The organism is Acinetobacter sp. ABJ_C4_1 (assembly GCF_044538495.1).
Lineage (GTDB): Bacteria > Pseudomonadota > Gammaproteobacteria > Pseudomonadales > Moraxellaceae > Acinetobacter > Acinetobacter nosocomialis_A.
The window spans coordinates 77,655-94,229 of record NZ_JBIUCQ010000009.1 but is presented as its reverse complement, the minus strand read 5'-3'; the positions used below and the strand labels follow the sequence as shown (position 1 = coordinate 94,229).

The window sequence follows — 16,575 nt, the reverse complement described above, 5'->3', positions numbered from 1 at the left end:
TATAATATAACAAAAAAATATGGGTCATTGACTATGCAGCTCAAAACACAGCTTTTTGTTCTCTCATTATTATCATTTTCTATTCAGCAAGTGATGGCAGCAGATGAGACAAATATTAAGGAAGAGAAACCTGCCGAATTGGCAACAATTACGGTTAAAGCAGAACCTACAGCACCACCTAACAATACGTCTTTGGCAGAAGGGGCAACCAGTATTGGTAATGCCTTAAATGGACAGGCAGGGGTTTATTCAGCTCAATATACGGGAGGGGCGAGTCGTCCTGTGATTCGTGGTCAAGATGGCACACGTGTCAAGATTGTACAAAATGGTGGCGATGTGATGGATGTTTCATCCGTATCGCCAGACCATGCCGTTACGGTTGATCCAAACTCTGCCCAAGATATTCAGATATTAAATGGTGCTGAAGCATTACTATATGGTGCAGGCTCAGTCGGCGGACTGGTGAATGTTGTTGATGAAAAAATTCCAACCAGCATGCCAGATAAGGACTATCAAGGAAAAGCCGGTGTTCGCTATAACTCAGGTAGTGATGAGCTACTTTATTCAGGGCAAGCGACAGTCGGTTTAGGTGATCATGTTGCGTTACGTGTTGGTGGTTTAAAGCGTGATGCCAATGACTATATCTTGCCTAAAGATTTACAAACAGATGAGCGTCGTCAGGACAGCACTTTTGCCGACTCTAAAAACTATAATGCTGGACTGTCTTGGATTGGTGACCGTGGGTTTATCGGTGCATCATTTAGCCAGCGCCACGATCAATATGGTATTCCTGCTGATAATGAGCTTTTTGGTTCATGTGAACGTGATGGCTTGCATCTGGTGTGTGGAGCAGGTGATTCAACCGATCATGAGCATGATCACGAACATGATGCTTCATGGATTAATCTCAAAGAAAAGCGTTATGACTTAAAAGGTGAGTTAAAAGACCCATTTGCGGGTTTTGCTAAAGTTGCAGCGCAAGCAAGCTATACCGATTATCAACATGAAGAAATGCATAATACTGATGTCGGAACAACCTTTAAAAGCAAAGGGATTGATAGCAGAGTTACATTAGAAAATAATGCTTGGGCTGGTTGGACAGGACAAATTGGTGCGCAATATACCCAACAAAAACTAAATATTGTTGGTGATGAGTCCATTATGGACCCAAGCAAAACTCAGCGTTATAGCGTATTTGGTTTGCAACAAAAACAAATCAATAACGTCAATCTTGCTGTTTCATCACGTATTGACCATCAAACTATCGACATTGAGTCAGATCAAAAGAATTATACGGGTACAGGATATTCGGTTGCTGGTACAGCAAGCTGGGAATTTATTCCGCAATACAAATTGTCCCTCACAACATCACACCAAGAGCGTTTGCCATTTGCTCAAGAGTTGTATTCGGACGGTATTCATATGGCGACCAATACCTATGAGTTGGGTAATGATGACATTAAGAAAGAACGCTCAAATAATGTTGAGTTAGGTTTGCACTTTAATAATGACCTTTTAAAATACAACGTAAGCGTGTTCCATAACCGTTTTGATAATTTCATTTATGCCAATACTTTGGATGAGTTCCAAGGCTTCCGTCTTATCCAATATAGTCAAGATGCAGCGAAGTTCTATGGCGTCGATGCTGACCTAAGCTACCAAATTTCACCTGTATATAATTTAGGGTTATTTGGCGATTATGTTCGCGGTAAAATTGATAATGAAAATGCACCACGTATTCCTGGTGGACGTTTAGGTACTAAAGTCAAAGCAGATTTTGGTGATGGTTGGGATGGTTCTGCCGAGTATTATCATGTGTTTAAACAAGATGATATTGCTAATTATGAAACCAAAGGTCAGAGCTATAACATGCTGAATTTAGGCGTTGGTTATAATGGGAAATATAGCAATATTGGTGATTATCGAGTGTTCTTGAATGCCAATAACTTGTTAGATAGCAAAATTTATCAACATGAGTCTTTCCTTGCAAATGTTCCACAAGTCGGACGTAATTTTACTGTAGGTGTAAACTTTAGTTTCTAAGGCCTAACACGAAACTAAACTTGAAAAATCAAGCTAAAAGACCTAATTTGAAATGATCAAGTTAGGTCTTTTTTATGCGTATTTTTCAGCGAATTCATCAAAAAATAAATTGGTCAGGGCGTCGTTATATGGTGGTATTACTTTGCGTTGTTGCTATTGCATATGTTGCATCAGCGATTTACCACACAGTAAAACCATTACCACAGGGCATTAACTTTAGTGGCAAGCTTAGACATGCCGATGTCAAATTTTTAGCAGATAAAACTTATATCGATGCCAATGGTCAGCAGAAGCTTGATCAGCAGATTTTTGATGAAATCTTAAAAATAATTGATGAGGCAAAGACTACGATAGTGGTTGATATGTTCTTGTTTAATTCAGAAGTCGGTGATTCAAAAATAAAACAAAGACCATTGATGCAAGAGCTGACTGATGCATTACTCAATAAAAAAAGACAAAACCATCAAATTCAGATTGTATTGATTACTGACCCGATTAACTCAGTTTATGGTGGTCTAAGGCCTGAGCATTATCGTCAGTTACGTCAAGCTGGTGTCGATGTTATCGAAACAAATCTGGCGCCTTTACGAGCGTCTAATCCACTTTGGTCAGGTTTTTGGTATATCTGCTGTCAGAATGTCGGAAATAATCCAGACAAAGGCTGGCTTCCAAACCCATTTGGTAATGAAAAAATTACACTACGAAGTTATCTGAACTTATTTAATTTTAAGGCCAATCACCGTAAGACATTGGTCGTTGATACCGATGCTGGCTGGAAATCATTGGTCACTTCAGCAAATCCACACGATGGTAGTTCGGGACACTCTAATGTGGCGTTGGTTGTAACAGGAGCCACAGCTACTGATATTCTCCAAACAGAAGCTGCTGTTGCACAAATGTCTGGAAGTAGCTCTCCATCACTGATTTTAGGTGACTTTGAAAAAGATATAACTAAGCCTCAAGTTCAAGTGTTAACTGAAGGCGCGATTTATGAATCTGTGCTGAAACTAATTAACTCGGCTAAACCTAAAGAACACCTCGATTTGAGTATGTTTTATTTATCTGAACGCAAGATTATTGAAGCTCTAAAAAATGCTCAAGCACGAGGTGTGATTGTTCGTGTTTTACTTGATCCAAATAAAGATGCATTTGGAAGACAAAAGAATGGTATTCCAAACCGTCAGGTTGCCTCAGAGTTACATGCTGCGGGTATACCTATTCGCTGGTGTGATACGCATGGTGAGCAGAACCATAGCAAAATGATTTTGAAATATAACGACCAGCAAGCTGAGTTGATTGTAGGTTCTGCCAATTTCACTGCTCGTAATTTAAAAAATTACAACCTTGAAACGGATATGCTGGTTATCGGCAAAGTTCAAGATCAAGTTTTTAAAGATGCTCAGGGTTACTTCAATACTTCATGGTCAAACCTACAAGGTAGACAGATGAGCGTGGACTATGCGAAGTATGCAGATGAGTCTAAAGTGAAGTATTGGATTTATCGCTTTATGGAATGGTCAGGGTTGTCGACTTTTTAATCACTATCTTTGGAGTTTTCCAAAAATGGCTTGTGCCTAGAGTCATCCACAACCTGCCCAAAATCTGCGATTAAATTGTTTTTGCAATAAAATTAGATAAACGAAAACAGTGAACAGGTTTTGTGGATGACAAATGCTTTTGGTTACTTTGGGCGAAACCAAAGTAACGAATTAGCTACTACAATTAGAACTTAAAGCGATAAGACCCCGTCGTGCTAATTAAAAATAGAGAATAAAACTTTGAATATTTTAAGGTGCAGGCGGAATCAATTGATCCAAAGCTTTATCATCTAACTTTTCTATTTCACTCAAATCAGTCTTAATTTTCCACTGAGATTCATCATCTACAGGATTAGGTAAACGTGCCTCAAGCCAATCACAAACGATATCTGGATTAAACTCAGGGTGATTACACTGAATGATCCACGATAAAAAGTCTTTTGCTTCACCATTCATATAAGGTGGTGGTGACACCGGAAAAAATAGTGTTGGTAGACGCTCATTTGTCGAGAGATAATTTAAAACGTGACCGAGTTCTTGTACGGTTTGCCATGCAAGTGGGTGTTCTACATCAATACTGAACTTAAACCACCAAGCGTGTTCGCCATCTGCTCCATGTGCCATGATACGGGCTTCTTGTACACTTGGAACTTTGCAGAAAAATTGATGAAGACGTTCAAAACTGATTTCAGACACAGCAATTGACCTAGCTTGGAAAATGCTAATGGTAGCACAGATACAGATTCTTCATATTTTCTTTATAGTCATTACAAACAATATCAATCAAGCCTGTTTTATTCATGGTTTCTCCTAGACTCTCTTTTAATCTAGCTCTATATCAAGACAAAAGGGATGCACCATGAAAAAGCCAATCGTTCTTGTACTTTCAACTTTAATGTTGGGTATGTCTGCTACTGCGATGGCGGATTCAAATAATCGCTGGGATAACTATCACGGTAAAGACTATCGACATTATGAACAACGTCACGATCATCGTTATGATCGACGCGATGACCATAGACCACCAGTTTGGTCAAATGCAAACCGTGGCCATGAATATGTTGTGTTCAAGCGAGGGGAGCGTATTCCTGTAGAATACCGTGATAACCGTTATTTTGTTTCGGACTGGCGTGCCCATCGTTTATATGAACCACCACGTGGATATCACTGGGTGAAAACACCGAATCAATATTTATTAGTTGATTCACATCATCAAGTTTATCGTGTTCGTTAAAAGTAAAATATAGAAATGAAAAGGCCTCAATATTGAGGCCTTTTTTATGCTAACTCATCATCTTGTGGTTGAGGAGTTTTTAGAGATGCTGGAGTCTTTGAGTGCTTTTCTTTCATGACCGATGGATAATTCCATGATGCAAAACGAACCACTAAAATTGAAATCGCTAAAATTAAAATTGAACCAGTAATAATGACTTGATCGATATCTGCTTTATGGTCATGTTGGATATCTGAAATCAGCAAACGTGTTAAGGCTGTAATTGCCACATAAATAAGAAATCGAACTGGCATATGATTGGTTTTAAAATAAATACCGACCATTGCACCAAGTTCTAAGTAGATAAATAATAATAAAATATCATCAATTGAAGCATACTTTTTGACAGTTAAAATTTCAAAAACGGTATGTGCAGCTGACCAAGCCACCATACAGCCGATAATGAATAAAGCTAAATAATGAAAAGCTTCAACGGCATAGTGTCCAAACCGGTCGAGCGTTCTTTCAAACTTTTTAGGATCAGGCATAGTAAGATCTTTTTTGATATGAGTATGCCTAGAAAATAAACAAATTTTATGCCAATAGAAATAGTAAATACAAAATAAAAAACGCCTGATTACTCAGGCGTTTTTATGAAACACTTAATTATGCTTGGTTCGTAAAGTAGTCTTCACTAAAGCCCATAATTAAGTCAGCACCCGCTTTAATTTTAGCAATACGTGCATCAATATCTGGCAAAATACGTTCAACAAAGTATTGAGCTAAAGCAAGTTTGTTTTGGTAGAAGTCACCAGATTTGTCTTTAGCTGCGGCAGAAATTTTTGCAAACATATAAGCGAAGCTGAGTAAGCCCACTGCATGTAAATAATCAACAGCAGCAGCATTTGGGAAGTCTACGTTTTCAGCAGCTTGCTCAATAATAAACTGAGTAATCGCTTCAATTTCAGTTGCAGCATCTAATGTTGCATCTTTAATGAAGTTCAAATCTGTGTCTAGGTCATTTGCAAAGTCACGAATCTCAGTAATGTATTCAGCAATGAATGCGCCGCCACATTTAATAGTTTTACGACCAATTAAATCTTGAGATTGAACGCCGTTGGTACCTTCGTAGATTTGAGCAATACGAAGATCACGGATACATTGTTCCATACCCCATTCACGAATATAACCGTGACCACCAAATACCATTTGGGCATCTAAAGTTGCTTGGAATGCTGTATCTGTAAGGTAAGCTTTTGCGATTGGTGTTAAAAGCGCAACGCGATTATTGGCTTTTTTCACTGCTTCGACATCAGTTGAGAACTTAGTGATATCGAGCTGCTGACCTACATAAACTGCAAATGCACGAGAAGCTTCGTTGTTCGCACGTACGTTAAGTAACATACGACGTACATCACCATGAACTAAAATACTGTCAGCAGGTTTGCTTGGTGATTGAACGCCCGCAGCACTACGACCTTGTAGACGATCCGTCGCGTATTGAGCAGCATTTTGATACGCAAACTCAGAAGCACCTAAGCCTTGAATACCCATTGATAAACGTTCGTAGTTCATCATCACGAACATTGCAGCAAGGCCTTCGTTTTCTTTACCAACGAGGTAACCTTTTGCTCCGTCAAAGTTCATCACACAAGTAGCAGATGCTTTGATACCCATTTTATGTTCAATAGAACCTGGACCAACATGGTTACGGTCGCCTACAGAACCATCTTCATTTACAAGGTATTTCGGTACGATAAATAGCGAGATTCCACGTGAACCAGCAGGAGCATCAGGAGTTTTAGCAAGCACTAAGTGAATGATGTTTTCTGCTAAATCGTTATCACCACCAGTAATGAAGATTTTAGTACCAGTAATGTTATATGTACCGTCTTCATTACGCTCTGCTTTAGTTTTGATAATACCTAAATCAGTACCTGCGTGTGGTTCAGTCAAGCACATAGTACCTGACCATTCACCTGAATAGATTTTAGGTAAATACGTTTCTTTTTGCTCTTGAGAAGCATAGCTGCTTAAAGCCATACCTGCACCCACTGAAAGAAGCGGGTAGAGCATGAAAGATGGGTTTGTCGCAAATAACATTTCATCGGCAAGAACGGTAAGCATTTTTGGCATGCCTTGACCGCCCCATTCTTCATCTGCGCCTAAGCCAATCCAACCACCTTCTGCATATTGACGAAATGCATCTTTAAAGCCAGCAGGAGTAAAGACTTCGCCATTTTCGTAACGAGCACCTTCTTCATCACCAGTACGGTTTAATGGATGAGTCACGTTCTGAGCAAATTTAGCCATTTCTTCTAAAATTGCTTCAGCAGTTGCAGCATCTACATGAGCGAGTTTCTCATTAGACTGCCAAAATTGTTCTGCTTTAAATACATCATTTAAGATGAATTTCATATCAGCTAAAGGAGCATTGTAAATTGGCATAATCGTTCACCTTTTTTATGCACATCGACCTGTGCTAGATATCCTGTAAAACGAAATGGATATTGAATTTAAAGTCTAAATTTATCACTGATTTTATAAAAAAAGGACCGTCAAAACTGAGCAGTCCTTTTTTGGTTTTTAACATTGCATATCGCAACTAACTATGGTTAGAAAGCGAAATGTTCAGCATCTAATGACATCAATGGATCTAGACCACCAGCAATCACGTCTACATGAGAACGTACGCGTGGCAAGATTTTCTTGAAGTAGAAGCGAGCAGTTGTAACTTTCGCGTTATAGAAATCAACGTCAGTTGTACCTTCTGCCAATTTCTCTTGTGCTACAAGTGCCATACGAGCCCATAGATACGCTAAAGTTACGTAACCAGCGAAGTAGAGGTAATCTACAGCTGCTGCACCCACTTCATCCGGATTTTGCATTGCACGCATACCGATTTGCATAGTGAGGTCGCCCCATTCTTTGTTTAGCGCAGCAAGTGGCTCAACAAATTCTTTCATGGCAGCATTGTCTTTATTTGCTTCTACAAACTTGTGAACAATCTTGGTGAAATCACGAAGCATTGCACCTTGAGTTTGTAAAACTTTACGGCCTAACAAGTCTAGTGCTTGAATTTCAGTTGTACCTTCATACAAGCAAGCAATACGTGTATCACGTACGATTTGCTCCATACCATGCTCAGAAATAAAGCCATGACCACCGAAGACTTGAACACCGTGCTTAGCAGACTCAGAACCTGTTTCAGTTAAGAATGCTTTTGCAATTGGAGTCAATAAAGACAAGATGTTGTCAGCAAACTTGCGCTCTTCTTCAGATTCGCCTTTCTCAACGATATCTGCATATTGACCAAGTAAGTAAACAAGTGCACGACCACCTTCAGCAAACGCTTTTTGAGTTAAAAGCATGTTACGAACAGCAGGGTGAACAATAATAGGATCTGCTTCTTTTTCTGGAGCTTTAGGACCAGAAAGTGAACGCATTGCTAAACGCTCTTTCGCGTAAGTTAAGGCACCTTGGAAAGATGACTCAGATGCTGCTAAACCTTGAACAGCAGTACCAATACGTGCTGTGTTCATGAAGGTGAACATACAGTTCAAACCACGGTTTTCAGGTCCAATTAAATAACCTTTAGCTTGGTCAAAGTTGATGACACAAGTCGCGTTACCATGGATACCCATTTTGTGTTCGATAGAACCACAACGTACCGCATTACGCTCGCCCACAGTTCCATCTGCATTTACATGGAATTTAGGAACGATGAATAACGAAATACCTTTAGTACCTTTAGGTGCACCCGGAAGGCGAGCAAGAACGATATGGATGATGTTTTCAGCCATGTCGTGTTCACCAGCAGAGATAAAGATTTTCTCGCCAGAGATTGCATAGCTACCATCTGCATTTGGTTCTGCTTTAGTGCGGATAATACCTAAGTCTGAACCTGCGTGAGATTCAGTTAAGCACATCGTACCTGTCCAAACACCTGAAACAAGGTTTGGTAAGTACGTATTTTTTTGCTCATCAGAACCATGATGTTCTAATGTACGTACTGCTCCGTGAGACAAGCCAGGGTACATACCCCATGCCCAGTTAGAGCTACCCACCATTTCAGAAATTGCGATACCTAAAGAGTTAGGTAAGCCTTGACCGCCGTATTGTTCTTCTGCTGATAAAGATGGGAAGCCAAGTTCAATATATTTTTGATAAGCTTCTTTAAAGCCTGTTGGTGTAGTTACAACACCATCATTCCAAGTACAACCTTCGCGGTCGCCAACTTGGTTTAAAGGAGAAAGTTCATTTTCACAGAAGTCTGCCGCAGCTTCTAAATATTGATCAACCAATTCACGGCTTACGTTACCTTGGAAATCAGGTAATTTTGCATAGTGTTCTTCAGCATTTAATAATTCATGCAAAACGAATTGCATATCACGTAAGGGCGCTTTGTATTGTGGCATATCGGGTTCCTCAATACTGGTGAAACCAGAGTTATAATCCTAATCTACGATAATGTGCCATAAGAGGCACCTTGAACCATTACATCGTGCAACAACTTGCATAACTGTACAAGCACCTCAGGGCCTTTACTTTGTGACTGCAAAGTCAAGAAAAAAATACTTGAACTATGTAAGTGCTTTGAGTGTAAACACTTTTAGTGAAATTTAGATGAGACAAATAGTCAAAATCGTAAGTAGTTATGTACACAAAAAAAGGCACCTATAGGCGCCTTTTATTTGAATATTTTTAGAATTATTTTGCTTGAGGTGCTACTGGAGCCGGGGCATTTATTGGAGGTTGAGGGCGCTTTGGCTCAAAACGAAGGTTACATGTACCTTCAAGTGTTCTATCTCCAACTTGAACATTTACAGCTTGACCATTTGCTTTGCCTTCACATGCTTTTTGAATCTGTTCAAAACGAGCTTGACGTTCTGCACGATGCTGTTCCCACGCTGCTTTTTGCTCAGGGGTAAATTCACGGTGTTTCATACGGTGGTGGCCATCTCGTGGACCATCTTGCATCATGTGATGTTCTGAATTAGGCGTTTGCGGGTTTGATTGACACGCAGCCAAACTGCCCATAGTTACAATTGCTGCACTGAATAATGCGATTTTTGCCGTCATTTTCATGTTTAAAGCCCTTTAATGTTTGTTTTCAGATGGCTTAAAGATTAGATAATAAAGATGAAGAAACAATGGAGAGTTTTTCTTTTCGTTGTTAGTTACAATGCCAAATATAAGGTAAAAATGAGAGAGTGCTTTTGAACGTACTACGTGTTCCCATTGCATTGCGGCTATTTTTAACGGTCTTGCTTACTACGCTGTTAATTGCAACCGCAAGTTTGAGTGTTCTGCACTGGACGATGCAAAAGAACTTTGCCAAATATGTGGCCGATGTTGAAATGCAAAAGCTAGATCGGCTCATGACCAATCTTGGAAATGTCTATACCGTTTATCATGATTGGGGAAATGCGATTCAGGCGCAAATCTTACAAATTGAAGGAACGGCAGCTCCAGATGATTATGACCGTCTTTCGCAGTGGTGGTTAAGACGCCAATATGATATTGCCATCCAGCAGCATTCGTTCGATGAGCACACTCTCATTAATGTTTCTCCAGATGGTGCGACTGCAAATAAAAACTCTATTTTTAGTGATGAAGAGCTACGCACATTGGAAAAGAATTTGCCTTCTGAGTATCAACCATTTGAAGGTTTAAAATTCCCATTAAGTGCCAACCAGTTTCGTCCACGTGATGACAGTAAAAATAAGTCAAAAAGAGGAAGTCTCAAAGACATTGAGACTCAAAATGGTAAGAAGCGCTTTATTGCTTTACCAGACCGTTTGGGCTTAAGTTCTCGTTTATCTTTATATGATGCCAAACATCAATTTGTAGTTGGTGAACCTCCATCTTCAGATCAAATGTCTTACCGTCCCATCATCGTTAATAATCAGGTGGTCGGTTATTTAGGCCTAAAACCAGTTCTAGATAAAGAAGATGCTTTAAGTATTAATTTCTTTAGTAATCAAAAGCGTTATTTACTTTTAATTTATGCCTTAACTTTACTATCGAGTTTAGTTGCAGCACTTTTAATGGCAACTTATTTTAAAAAGCCAATTCAACGTTTATTAAATGCGACAAAGGAGTTAACTAAAGGTAATTATCAACATCAAGTGGTCATTAAACGTAATGATGAACTTGGTGATTTATCGACTCAATTGAACCATTTGGCCGAGATTCTACATCAACATGAAGAATCACGCCGTCAATGGGTTGCAGATACATCTCATGAATTGAAAACACCATTAGCTGTTTTGCAGGCGCAAATTGAAGCAATGCAAGATGGTATTCGAAAGGCGACCCCTGAACACCTAGATGCCATGATGCGACAAGTTTCGAGTTTAAAGAAACTCACTCAAGATCTTGCAGACTTGGCTCAGGCCGATGCTCAGCAACTTAAATGTTATGTTAGTTCGGTCAATCCATGGGACGTTGTACTTCAAGAGGTCGAAAATTTTAGACCTAAACTCGAACAGGCAGGTTTAGAAATTGAGGTTGAAGGTGAGGGCGTTCCATTATTATTAGACCGTGACCGTTTTAAACAAATTATCGTGAATTTGATTAGTAATAGTATTCGTTATACCGAAACAGGTGGAAAGATTCATATTCATACACGTCAAACCGCCCAAGATTGGACTTTATATGTCGATGACAGCCCATTTGGTTTAAATGATGAACAATTGTCTCGTTTAGGTGAACGTTTTTATCGTGTAGATGATTCACGCACGCGTAGTACAGGTGGAACAGGACTAGGCTTAGCTTTATCTTGTAAAATTGCGCAAGCGCTTGGTGGTACACTAAGTTTTGAACACTCACCATTAGGTGGTCTACGTTGTGTACTGACCTTTGAAAAGCAGAGTTAAATAAAAGGAAAAATGGCCCATGAAACATGTAATGTTGGTTGAAGATGAAGTCGAGTTAGCGCAGCTGGTGCGTGATTATCTTGAGGCTGCTGGTTTCGAAGTTAGCATGTTTCATGATGGTCAAGATGCTTATACGAGCTTTCAACAACGCAAACCTAATTTAATGATTCTGGACTTAATGGTTCCAAGAATGGATGGTTTAACGATTTGCCGTAAGGTACGTGAACAGTCAGATTTACCGATTATTATGGTGACTGCGCGTACTGAAGAAATTGACCGTGTTTTAGGTCTAAATATGGGAGCAGACGATTATGTGTGCAAACCTTTTAGTCCAAAAGAGTTAGTTGCCCGTGTACAAGCAGTTTTACGTCGTTTGGAACGTAAGGCCGAGCCAGAGCAAAATGATTCGTTCCGCATCGATAAAGCTCAACAAAGAATTTGGTATCAACAAAAATCTTTAAGTTTAACGCCGACAGAATTTCGCCTACTTGAGCTATTTTTAGAACATGTAGGGCAAGTTTATTCACGTGCACAATTATTAGACCATATCAATCCGGATAGCTTTGATGTTGCTGACCGAGTTATTGATAGCCATATTAAAAACTTGCGACGAAAAATCACGGAAGTGGCCGAAACTGGTAACCGTCATGAGTGGATTCAAGCTGTTTACGGTGTAGGATATCGCTTCGAATATCCTGAAGAATAATTGCTTGGAAAAGTTATTCTGTGGATAACCACAATGTTATCCACAGAAAATGTGGATAGTTTTCAAAGATTATGGATAAATTATAATCTTGGTGTGATTGGGAACTAACTGCCAAATTTCATCTATATCTACATTTCTAACTGCGATACAACCTAAAGTCCAATCTTTGTGTGGCATATAGGTTGAACTAAAAGGCATCGAGAGTAAGGATTTTGGAACTGAACCATGGATCATGATGTTTCCGCCAGTTGGCTGGTTATGCTGTTTGGCATAAGCAATATCTTCCGCATCGGGATAGGAAATATGCAATGATTTATAGAAAGCACTTTGTGGATTGCGCCAATCTATAGAATAAACACCTTCAGGTGTTTTACCGTCATTTTCAAAGTTTTTGTGTCCTTCAGGGTTAAAGCCTAAGCGAATAGGATAACGACGAATTACTTCCTGATTACTTTTGAGTAGAAGTATGCGTTGATTTTTAAACACTTCAATTGAGGTTACAGGTTTTGTCTTTATAAGATGGGATATCTCATTACTTGTAAGTGCTTCATGAGAGCCTGAAAAAGTAGGTAAATATTTTTCATACTTATAAAAAGCAATTCCGAGTGGAATGAATAGAAGTGTACAAATAATGATAGGTCTAATTTTCATATATTATTCTTTGATGATTAAGAAACTCTCTTAAGCTAAGCCACTTAAGAGAGTTTTAGTTTTTTATATTAAGACGAACAACTCACCGCTACATCAGGTACATCGCTTGGTAATGGTCCTAAATCTTCTGGTTTTTCCAAGTCTGGCTGTCTTGTATAAGGATGATTGAGTAGCTTAAACAAACGGTCTACCTCACTAAAATCATCTCGCTCCGCTGCTTCAATCGCTCGTTGTGCCATGTGATTACGTAAAATATAAATTGGATTTGCTTGTTGCATGTTTGCATCAAGTTCATCTGTATCTTGGTGCTCACGAATGCTTTCATATTGGGTAAGAAACTCATCAAACTGTCGAATATCAAGACAATCATCTCGTAGTGCTTTGTATTCTTTATTTTGTAGTCGAATAAAGCTTTGAGTGTAATCAAGCTGCTCCGTTTGCAAAATACGCAAAAAGCTTAAGCCGCATTCAGTACTGTCTTTGTGGAAATGAGGAAGTCCCATTTTTTTACACAATCCAGTGGTGTAGTGCTCAATAAAGGTGGGTTCAAACTCTTCTAAGCAAGCAGCTAATTCCTCTTTGAATTGCTCTTTTTGCTCAGGTTTAGCAAGTGGAATAAGATTATTTAACCAAGTCCATAAGTTCCAATGCGCAATACTTGGCTGGTTTTGATAGGTGTAACGCCCTTGATAATCGGAATGGTTGTTAATCCAGTTTGGACGGAAACGTTCCATAAAACCATATGGACCAAAATCGAGTGTAGAGCCGGTAATATTCAAGTTATCAGTATTCATCACACCGTGAGCAAAACCGACTAGCTGCCATTTCGCAATCATGATGGCTGTATTTTTAATCACAGCTTTAGCAAAAGCTAAAATAGGTTGTTCCTCTTTTTGGCATTCTGGATAGTGCCATTCAATACATTTTTGTGTGAACTCGCCCAGTAACTCAGGTGCATATTGATTGATCCATTCAAAATGACCTAAACGGATATGACATTCAGAGGTTCTAAGTAGCATCGCACCCGGTTCTAGTTTTTCACGCTGTACACCTTGAGCAGAGCTTGTAAAACCCACTGCATGACTCGATGCGACTCCTAGCGCATTTAAGGCATGACCTGCTAAATATTCACGAATAACAGAGCGTAGAACTGCTCGACCATCTCCCATACGCGAATAGGGAGTAGGGCCTGCGCCCTTCAAATGCAAATCGATGGTTTGGCCTTTTTTATTAAGAATTTGGCCAATAAGTAAACCACGTCCGTCGCCTAGCTGACCTGCCCATTGTCCAAACTGATGGCCTGCATAAACCATTGCCAAAGGTGGAAACTCTGGGAAAGTCCGCTGACCACTGCAAATTTCTACCCATGCTTCTTTTTCTTCATCCGTCCATTGTAGCTCTTCGGCTAAAGCCAAATTGAAATGTCCAGCTTTCGCACCACGAAGAGGAGTGGGCTGCTGTATATGAAAAAGCTTAGGATTGAGTGATGAATAAAGCGGATTGAATTGCATAGGCTGGACTAAATATTTGAGGCGAACTTCACTATACCATAGTTAAAAACGAGCCAAAAAAATAGCGCCTGCAAAGCATGGCTTTACAGGCGCTATTTCGAACTAGAGTCGTATTAGTCTGGTACGACGTTTGTGTTCTTTTTAATGTTGCGCATTAAAGTTTCTAAACACTCACGGTGATGGCTCAAGCGATGTTCAAGCAATTGGAAATCAACTTTTAACTTATGATCCATTTTATGAATCTTTTCAGCCATAGCTGCTTTCTTCGCTTGTAACTCTTGTTCTTTGAGTTTCGCCCAGTCATTTAAAGTATGGGTAAATGCTTCATATTCTTGAGCAATACGTTGCTTCATTTGACTCATATCGGCATTTACATCATGTCCATAAATAGCAAGGTCTTGTTCAGCATATTTAAACTTCATTGCCAATTCTGCTTTTTTAATATTAAAGCTTGGAATACGACGTAAGTTCTTTGCTAAACCAACTTTAGAACATGTCCAGATTAACCATTTAGTCGGGTCATACTGCCACCATTTCACACCATTACGATAATCGTATTGGAAAATATGGTGATAGTTATGGTAACCCTCGCCCCATGTTGCAATCGCTAACCAGAAGTTATCGCGTGCTGAGTTTTCATCGGTATAAGGACGTTTACCAAACATGTGGCAAAGTGAGTTAATGAAGAATGTTACTTGATGGCTAATAATTAAACGTAATAAGCCACCGAGAAGAACAACTCCCCATAAATCGCCAGTTGCCCAACCAACTAAACCTAAAATGCCGACATGAACTGCTACAACCAGCAAAGCATAGTATTTATGCTGGAACATCACCAGTTTGTCATTGAGCAAATCAGGGGCGTTTTTAAAGTCTGGTTTAGATGGAGAATGATCGCGGATCATCCAACCCATATGGGCATACCAGAAACCACGTTCAATTGAGTACGGATCTTCATCAACATGGTCAACATGGCGGTGGTGAGTACGGTGACCAGAGGCCCAAAACAGAATACTGTTTTGTACAGCAAATGTGCCGCCAATCATTAAAAGAATTTTAAGTGGTAATGACGCTTCATAAGCACGGTGTGCCCAAAGACGATGGTAACCAGCAGTAATCCCCATGCTACTTAAAGCTAAAAGAAAAAATAAGCTTACCCATGCGCTTACACTAAAATCATAATAATACGCATAAATCGGGATTATGATTGCAGCAAGAATTGGTAAACCAATTAAGGTAATGCTAGCGGTCCAGTTAATTGGGGCCTTGAGTGGGGCGGAAGTCATATCCGGCAGCGCTCCTAGAAACCTTGTCATACAAGGTAAAAAGACAAAACGACATAGCAAAACCAATCATCAAGATTTATTGCTATTTTGCACATCATATTAGCACGTGCATAGTGAGAATCACTAACATTATTGTACAGATGTATTGAAAGAACCGTAACAGAATTAAACCATGCTTGGCAACATTTCAGATAGGAGAAGTTGTGTAATGAAAATACAGCGATTGAGAAAAAAGAATAGCATTGATATTGCAGGAAAATTGCCATTGAAATGTCTTTTCATCGCAATCAGCCTTGTATTGGCAGCATGTCAAAGCGCGCCGCAACAAAATATTCAAAAAGGCCATGTAAAACCCACACACCATGTACAAACACCAGTAGTCAAGAAGAAAGTGAGCCCAGAAGGTGTTCAAGATATTGATTGGCAAATTACTCAAATCAACGGTCATAAAGCCAAATTCTTTAACCAATGGCCGACTCTTTCATTGAACTCAGCAGTCAAAACTGTGTCTGGTCATACTGGATGTAACCGTGTTTTTGGTCGATATACTTTCGACTTCAACCAAAAGAAACTCGATATGGAAGTGAATGCGGGTCATTCAAGTTGTGATGGGGCTTTGGCTCAAGAAGCAGAACTAGTTGATTCCTTACAACGTATTCAACGCTTCCAGTTGATAGGTAATACCTTGTATTTACTTGATCAGAGCGGACAACGCCTGATTCAGGCAGAGAAAAAATAAAAGGTGG

14 protein-coding genes are annotated in these 16,575 nt (G+C 39.5%); 6 read left to right on the top strand and 8 right to left on the bottom strand.

Annotated elements, in window-relative coordinates:
* The first annotated feature begins 33 nt into the window (after nt 1-33).
* Nucleotides 34-2,043, top strand: a complete 2,010-nt coding sequence (gene znuD / locus ACIF8R_RS12325; protein ID WP_396481035.1) for a zinc piracy TonB-dependent receptor ZnuD — start codon at nt 34-36, stop codon at nt 2,041-2,043.
* A gap of 74 nt (nt 2,044-2,117) precedes the next feature.
* Nucleotides 2,118-3,581 (top strand): phospholipase D family protein, encoded by a 1,464-nt coding sequence (locus ACIF8R_RS12320; RefSeq protein ID WP_396481033.1) that lies wholly within the window; start codon nt 2,118-2,120, stop codon nt 3,579-3,581.
* Between the two features lie 249 nt (nt 3,582-3,830).
* Here the strand turns inward: ACIF8R_RS12320 and ACIF8R_RS12315 are convergent, their stop codons facing one another.
* Entirely contained in the window at nt 3,831-4,277 is a 447-nt protein-coding gene (locus tag ACIF8R_RS12315) for a hypothetical protein (protein ID WP_396481031.1), read from the bottom strand.
* A 163-nt stretch (nt 4,278-4,440) separates the two neighbouring features.
* On the opposite strand from ACIF8R_RS12315, the gene ACIF8R_RS12310 reads away from it, so the two are divergent.
* Nucleotides 4,441-4,815 (top strand): RcnB family protein, encoded by a 375-nt coding sequence (locus tag ACIF8R_RS12310; RefSeq protein ID WP_396481029.1) that lies wholly within the window; start codon nt 4,441-4,443, stop codon nt 4,813-4,815.
* 44 nt (nt 4,816-4,859) lie between these two features.
* Here the strand turns inward: ACIF8R_RS12310 and ACIF8R_RS12305 are convergent, their stop codons facing one another.
* The 4 genes from ACIF8R_RS12305 to ACIF8R_RS12290 all read right to left on the bottom strand — a co-directional run bounded on the left by ACIF8R_RS12305 (nt 4,860) and on the right by ACIF8R_RS12290 (nt 9,882).
* Entirely contained in the window at nt 4,860-5,342 is a 483-nt protein-coding gene (locus ACIF8R_RS12305; RefSeq protein ID WP_068936731.1) for a phosphate-starvation-inducible protein PsiE, read from the bottom strand.
* Between the two features lie 118 nt (nt 5,343-5,460).
* Nucleotides 5,461-7,242 carry an acyl-CoA dehydrogenase C-terminal domain-containing protein gene (locus ACIF8R_RS12300; protein WP_396481027.1) on the bottom strand — a complete coding sequence of 594 codons (1,782 nt, stop codon included), beginning with the start codon at nt 7,240-7,242 and terminating at the stop codon, nt 5,461-5,463.
* A gap of 167 nt (nt 7,243-7,409) precedes the next feature.
* Nucleotides 7,410-9,212, bottom strand: a complete 1,803-nt coding sequence (locus tag ACIF8R_RS12295; protein WP_396481025.1) for an acyl-CoA dehydrogenase C-terminal domain-containing protein — start codon at nt 9,210-9,212, stop codon at nt 7,410-7,412.
* A 292-nt stretch (nt 9,213-9,504) separates the two neighbouring features.
* Nucleotides 9,505-9,882 (bottom strand): hypothetical protein, encoded by a 378-nt coding sequence (locus ACIF8R_RS12290; protein WP_263614566.1) that lies wholly within the window; start codon nt 9,880-9,882, stop codon nt 9,505-9,507.
* A gap of 131 nt (nt 9,883-10,013) precedes the next feature.
* On the opposite strand from ACIF8R_RS12290, the gene baeS reads away from it, so the two are divergent.
* Both baeS and ACIF8R_RS12280 read left to right on the top strand, forming a co-directional pair.
* Nucleotides 10,014-11,675 carry a sensor histidine kinase efflux regulator BaeS gene (gene baeS / locus ACIF8R_RS12285; protein ID WP_311069852.1) on the top strand — a complete coding sequence of 554 codons (1,662 nt, stop codon included), beginning with the start codon at nt 10,014-10,016 and terminating at the stop codon, nt 11,673-11,675.
* Nucleotides 11,676-11,694: 19 nt separating this feature from the next.
* Nucleotides 11,695-12,381 carry a response regulator gene (locus ACIF8R_RS12280; protein WP_263614564.1) on the top strand — a complete coding sequence of 229 codons (687 nt, stop codon included), beginning with the start codon at nt 11,695-11,697 and terminating at the stop codon, nt 12,379-12,381.
* Between the two features lie 69 nt (nt 12,382-12,450).
* On the opposite strand, the gene ACIF8R_RS12275 is transcribed toward ACIF8R_RS12280, so the two are convergent.
* The 3 genes from ACIF8R_RS12275 to ACIF8R_RS12265 all read right to left on the bottom strand — a co-directional run bounded on the left by ACIF8R_RS12275 (nt 12,451) and on the right by ACIF8R_RS12265 (nt 15,829).
* Nucleotides 12,451-13,032, bottom strand: coding sequence for a murein L,D-transpeptidase family protein (locus ACIF8R_RS12275; protein ID WP_396481023.1), 582 nt, complete (start codon nt 13,030-13,032; stop codon nt 12,451-12,453).
* A gap of 68 nt (nt 13,033-13,100) precedes the next feature.
* Nucleotides 13,101-14,543, bottom strand: coding sequence for a YdiU family protein (locus tag ACIF8R_RS12270; RefSeq protein WP_396481021.1), 1,443 nt, complete (start codon nt 14,541-14,543; stop codon nt 13,101-13,103).
* Nucleotides 14,544-14,656: 113 nt separating this feature from the next.
* A complete protein-coding gene (locus tag ACIF8R_RS12265) occupies nt 14,657-15,829 on the bottom strand; it encodes an acyl-CoA desaturase (protein ID WP_263614561.1) in 1,173 nt (390 codons plus the stop codon).
* A 208-nt stretch (nt 15,830-16,037) separates the two neighbouring features.
* Here ACIF8R_RS12265 and ACIF8R_RS12260 point away from each other — a divergent pair, with 208 nt between their 5' ends.
* On the top strand, nt 16,038-16,568 hold the full coding sequence (locus tag ACIF8R_RS12260; protein WP_396481019.1) for an META domain-containing protein: 531 nt from the start codon (nt 16,038-16,040) through the stop codon (nt 16,566-16,568).
* Nucleotides 16,569-16,575 lie beyond the last annotated feature (7 nt).

What these genes read in the sequence shown, in the direction of transcription:
- znuD (WP_396481035.1), top strand. Translation starts at nt 34, where the DNA reads ATGCAGCTCAAAACACAGCTTTTTGTTCTCTCATTATTATCATTTTCT.
- ACIF8R_RS12320 (WP_396481033.1), top strand. Translation starts at nt 2,118, where the DNA reads ATGCGTATTTTTCAGCGAATTCATCAAAAAATAAATTGGTCAGGGCGT.
- ACIF8R_RS12310 (WP_396481029.1), top strand. Translation starts at nt 4,441, where the DNA reads ATGAAAAAGCCAATCGTTCTTGTACTTTCAACTTTAATGTTGGGTATG.
- ACIF8R_RS12305 (WP_068936731.1), bottom strand. Translation starts at nt 5,342, where the DNA reads ATGCCTGATCCTAAAAAGTTTGAAAGAACGCTCGACCGGTTTGGACAC.
- ACIF8R_RS12300 (WP_396481027.1), bottom strand. Translation starts at nt 7,242, where the DNA reads ATGCCAATTTACAATGCTCCTTTAGCTGATATGAAATTCATCTTAAAT.
- ACIF8R_RS12295 (WP_396481025.1), bottom strand. Translation starts at nt 9,212, where the DNA reads ATGCCACAATACAAAGCGCCCTTACGTGATATGCAATTCGTTTTGCAT.
- ACIF8R_RS12290 (WP_263614566.1), bottom strand. Translation starts at nt 9,882, where the DNA reads ATGAAAATGACGGCAAAAATCGCATTATTCAGTGCAGCAATTGTAACT.
- ACIF8R_RS12280 (WP_263614564.1), top strand. Translation starts at nt 11,695, where the DNA reads ATGAAACATGTAATGTTGGTTGAAGATGAAGTCGAGTTAGCGCAGCTG.
- ACIF8R_RS12275 (WP_396481023.1), bottom strand. Translation starts at nt 13,032, where the DNA reads ATGAAAATTAGACCTATCATTATTTGTACACTTCTATTCATTCCACTC.
- ACIF8R_RS12270 (WP_396481021.1), bottom strand. Translation starts at nt 14,543, where the DNA reads ATGCAATTCAATCCGCTTTATTCATCACTCAATCCTAAGCTTTTTCAT.
- ACIF8R_RS12265 (WP_263614561.1), bottom strand. Translation starts at nt 15,829, where the DNA reads ATGACTTCCGCCCCACTCAAGGCCCCAATTAACTGGACCGCTAGCATT.
- ACIF8R_RS12260 (WP_396481019.1), top strand. Translation starts at nt 16,038, where the DNA reads ATGAAAATACAGCGATTGAGAAAAAAGAATAGCATTGATATTGCAGGA.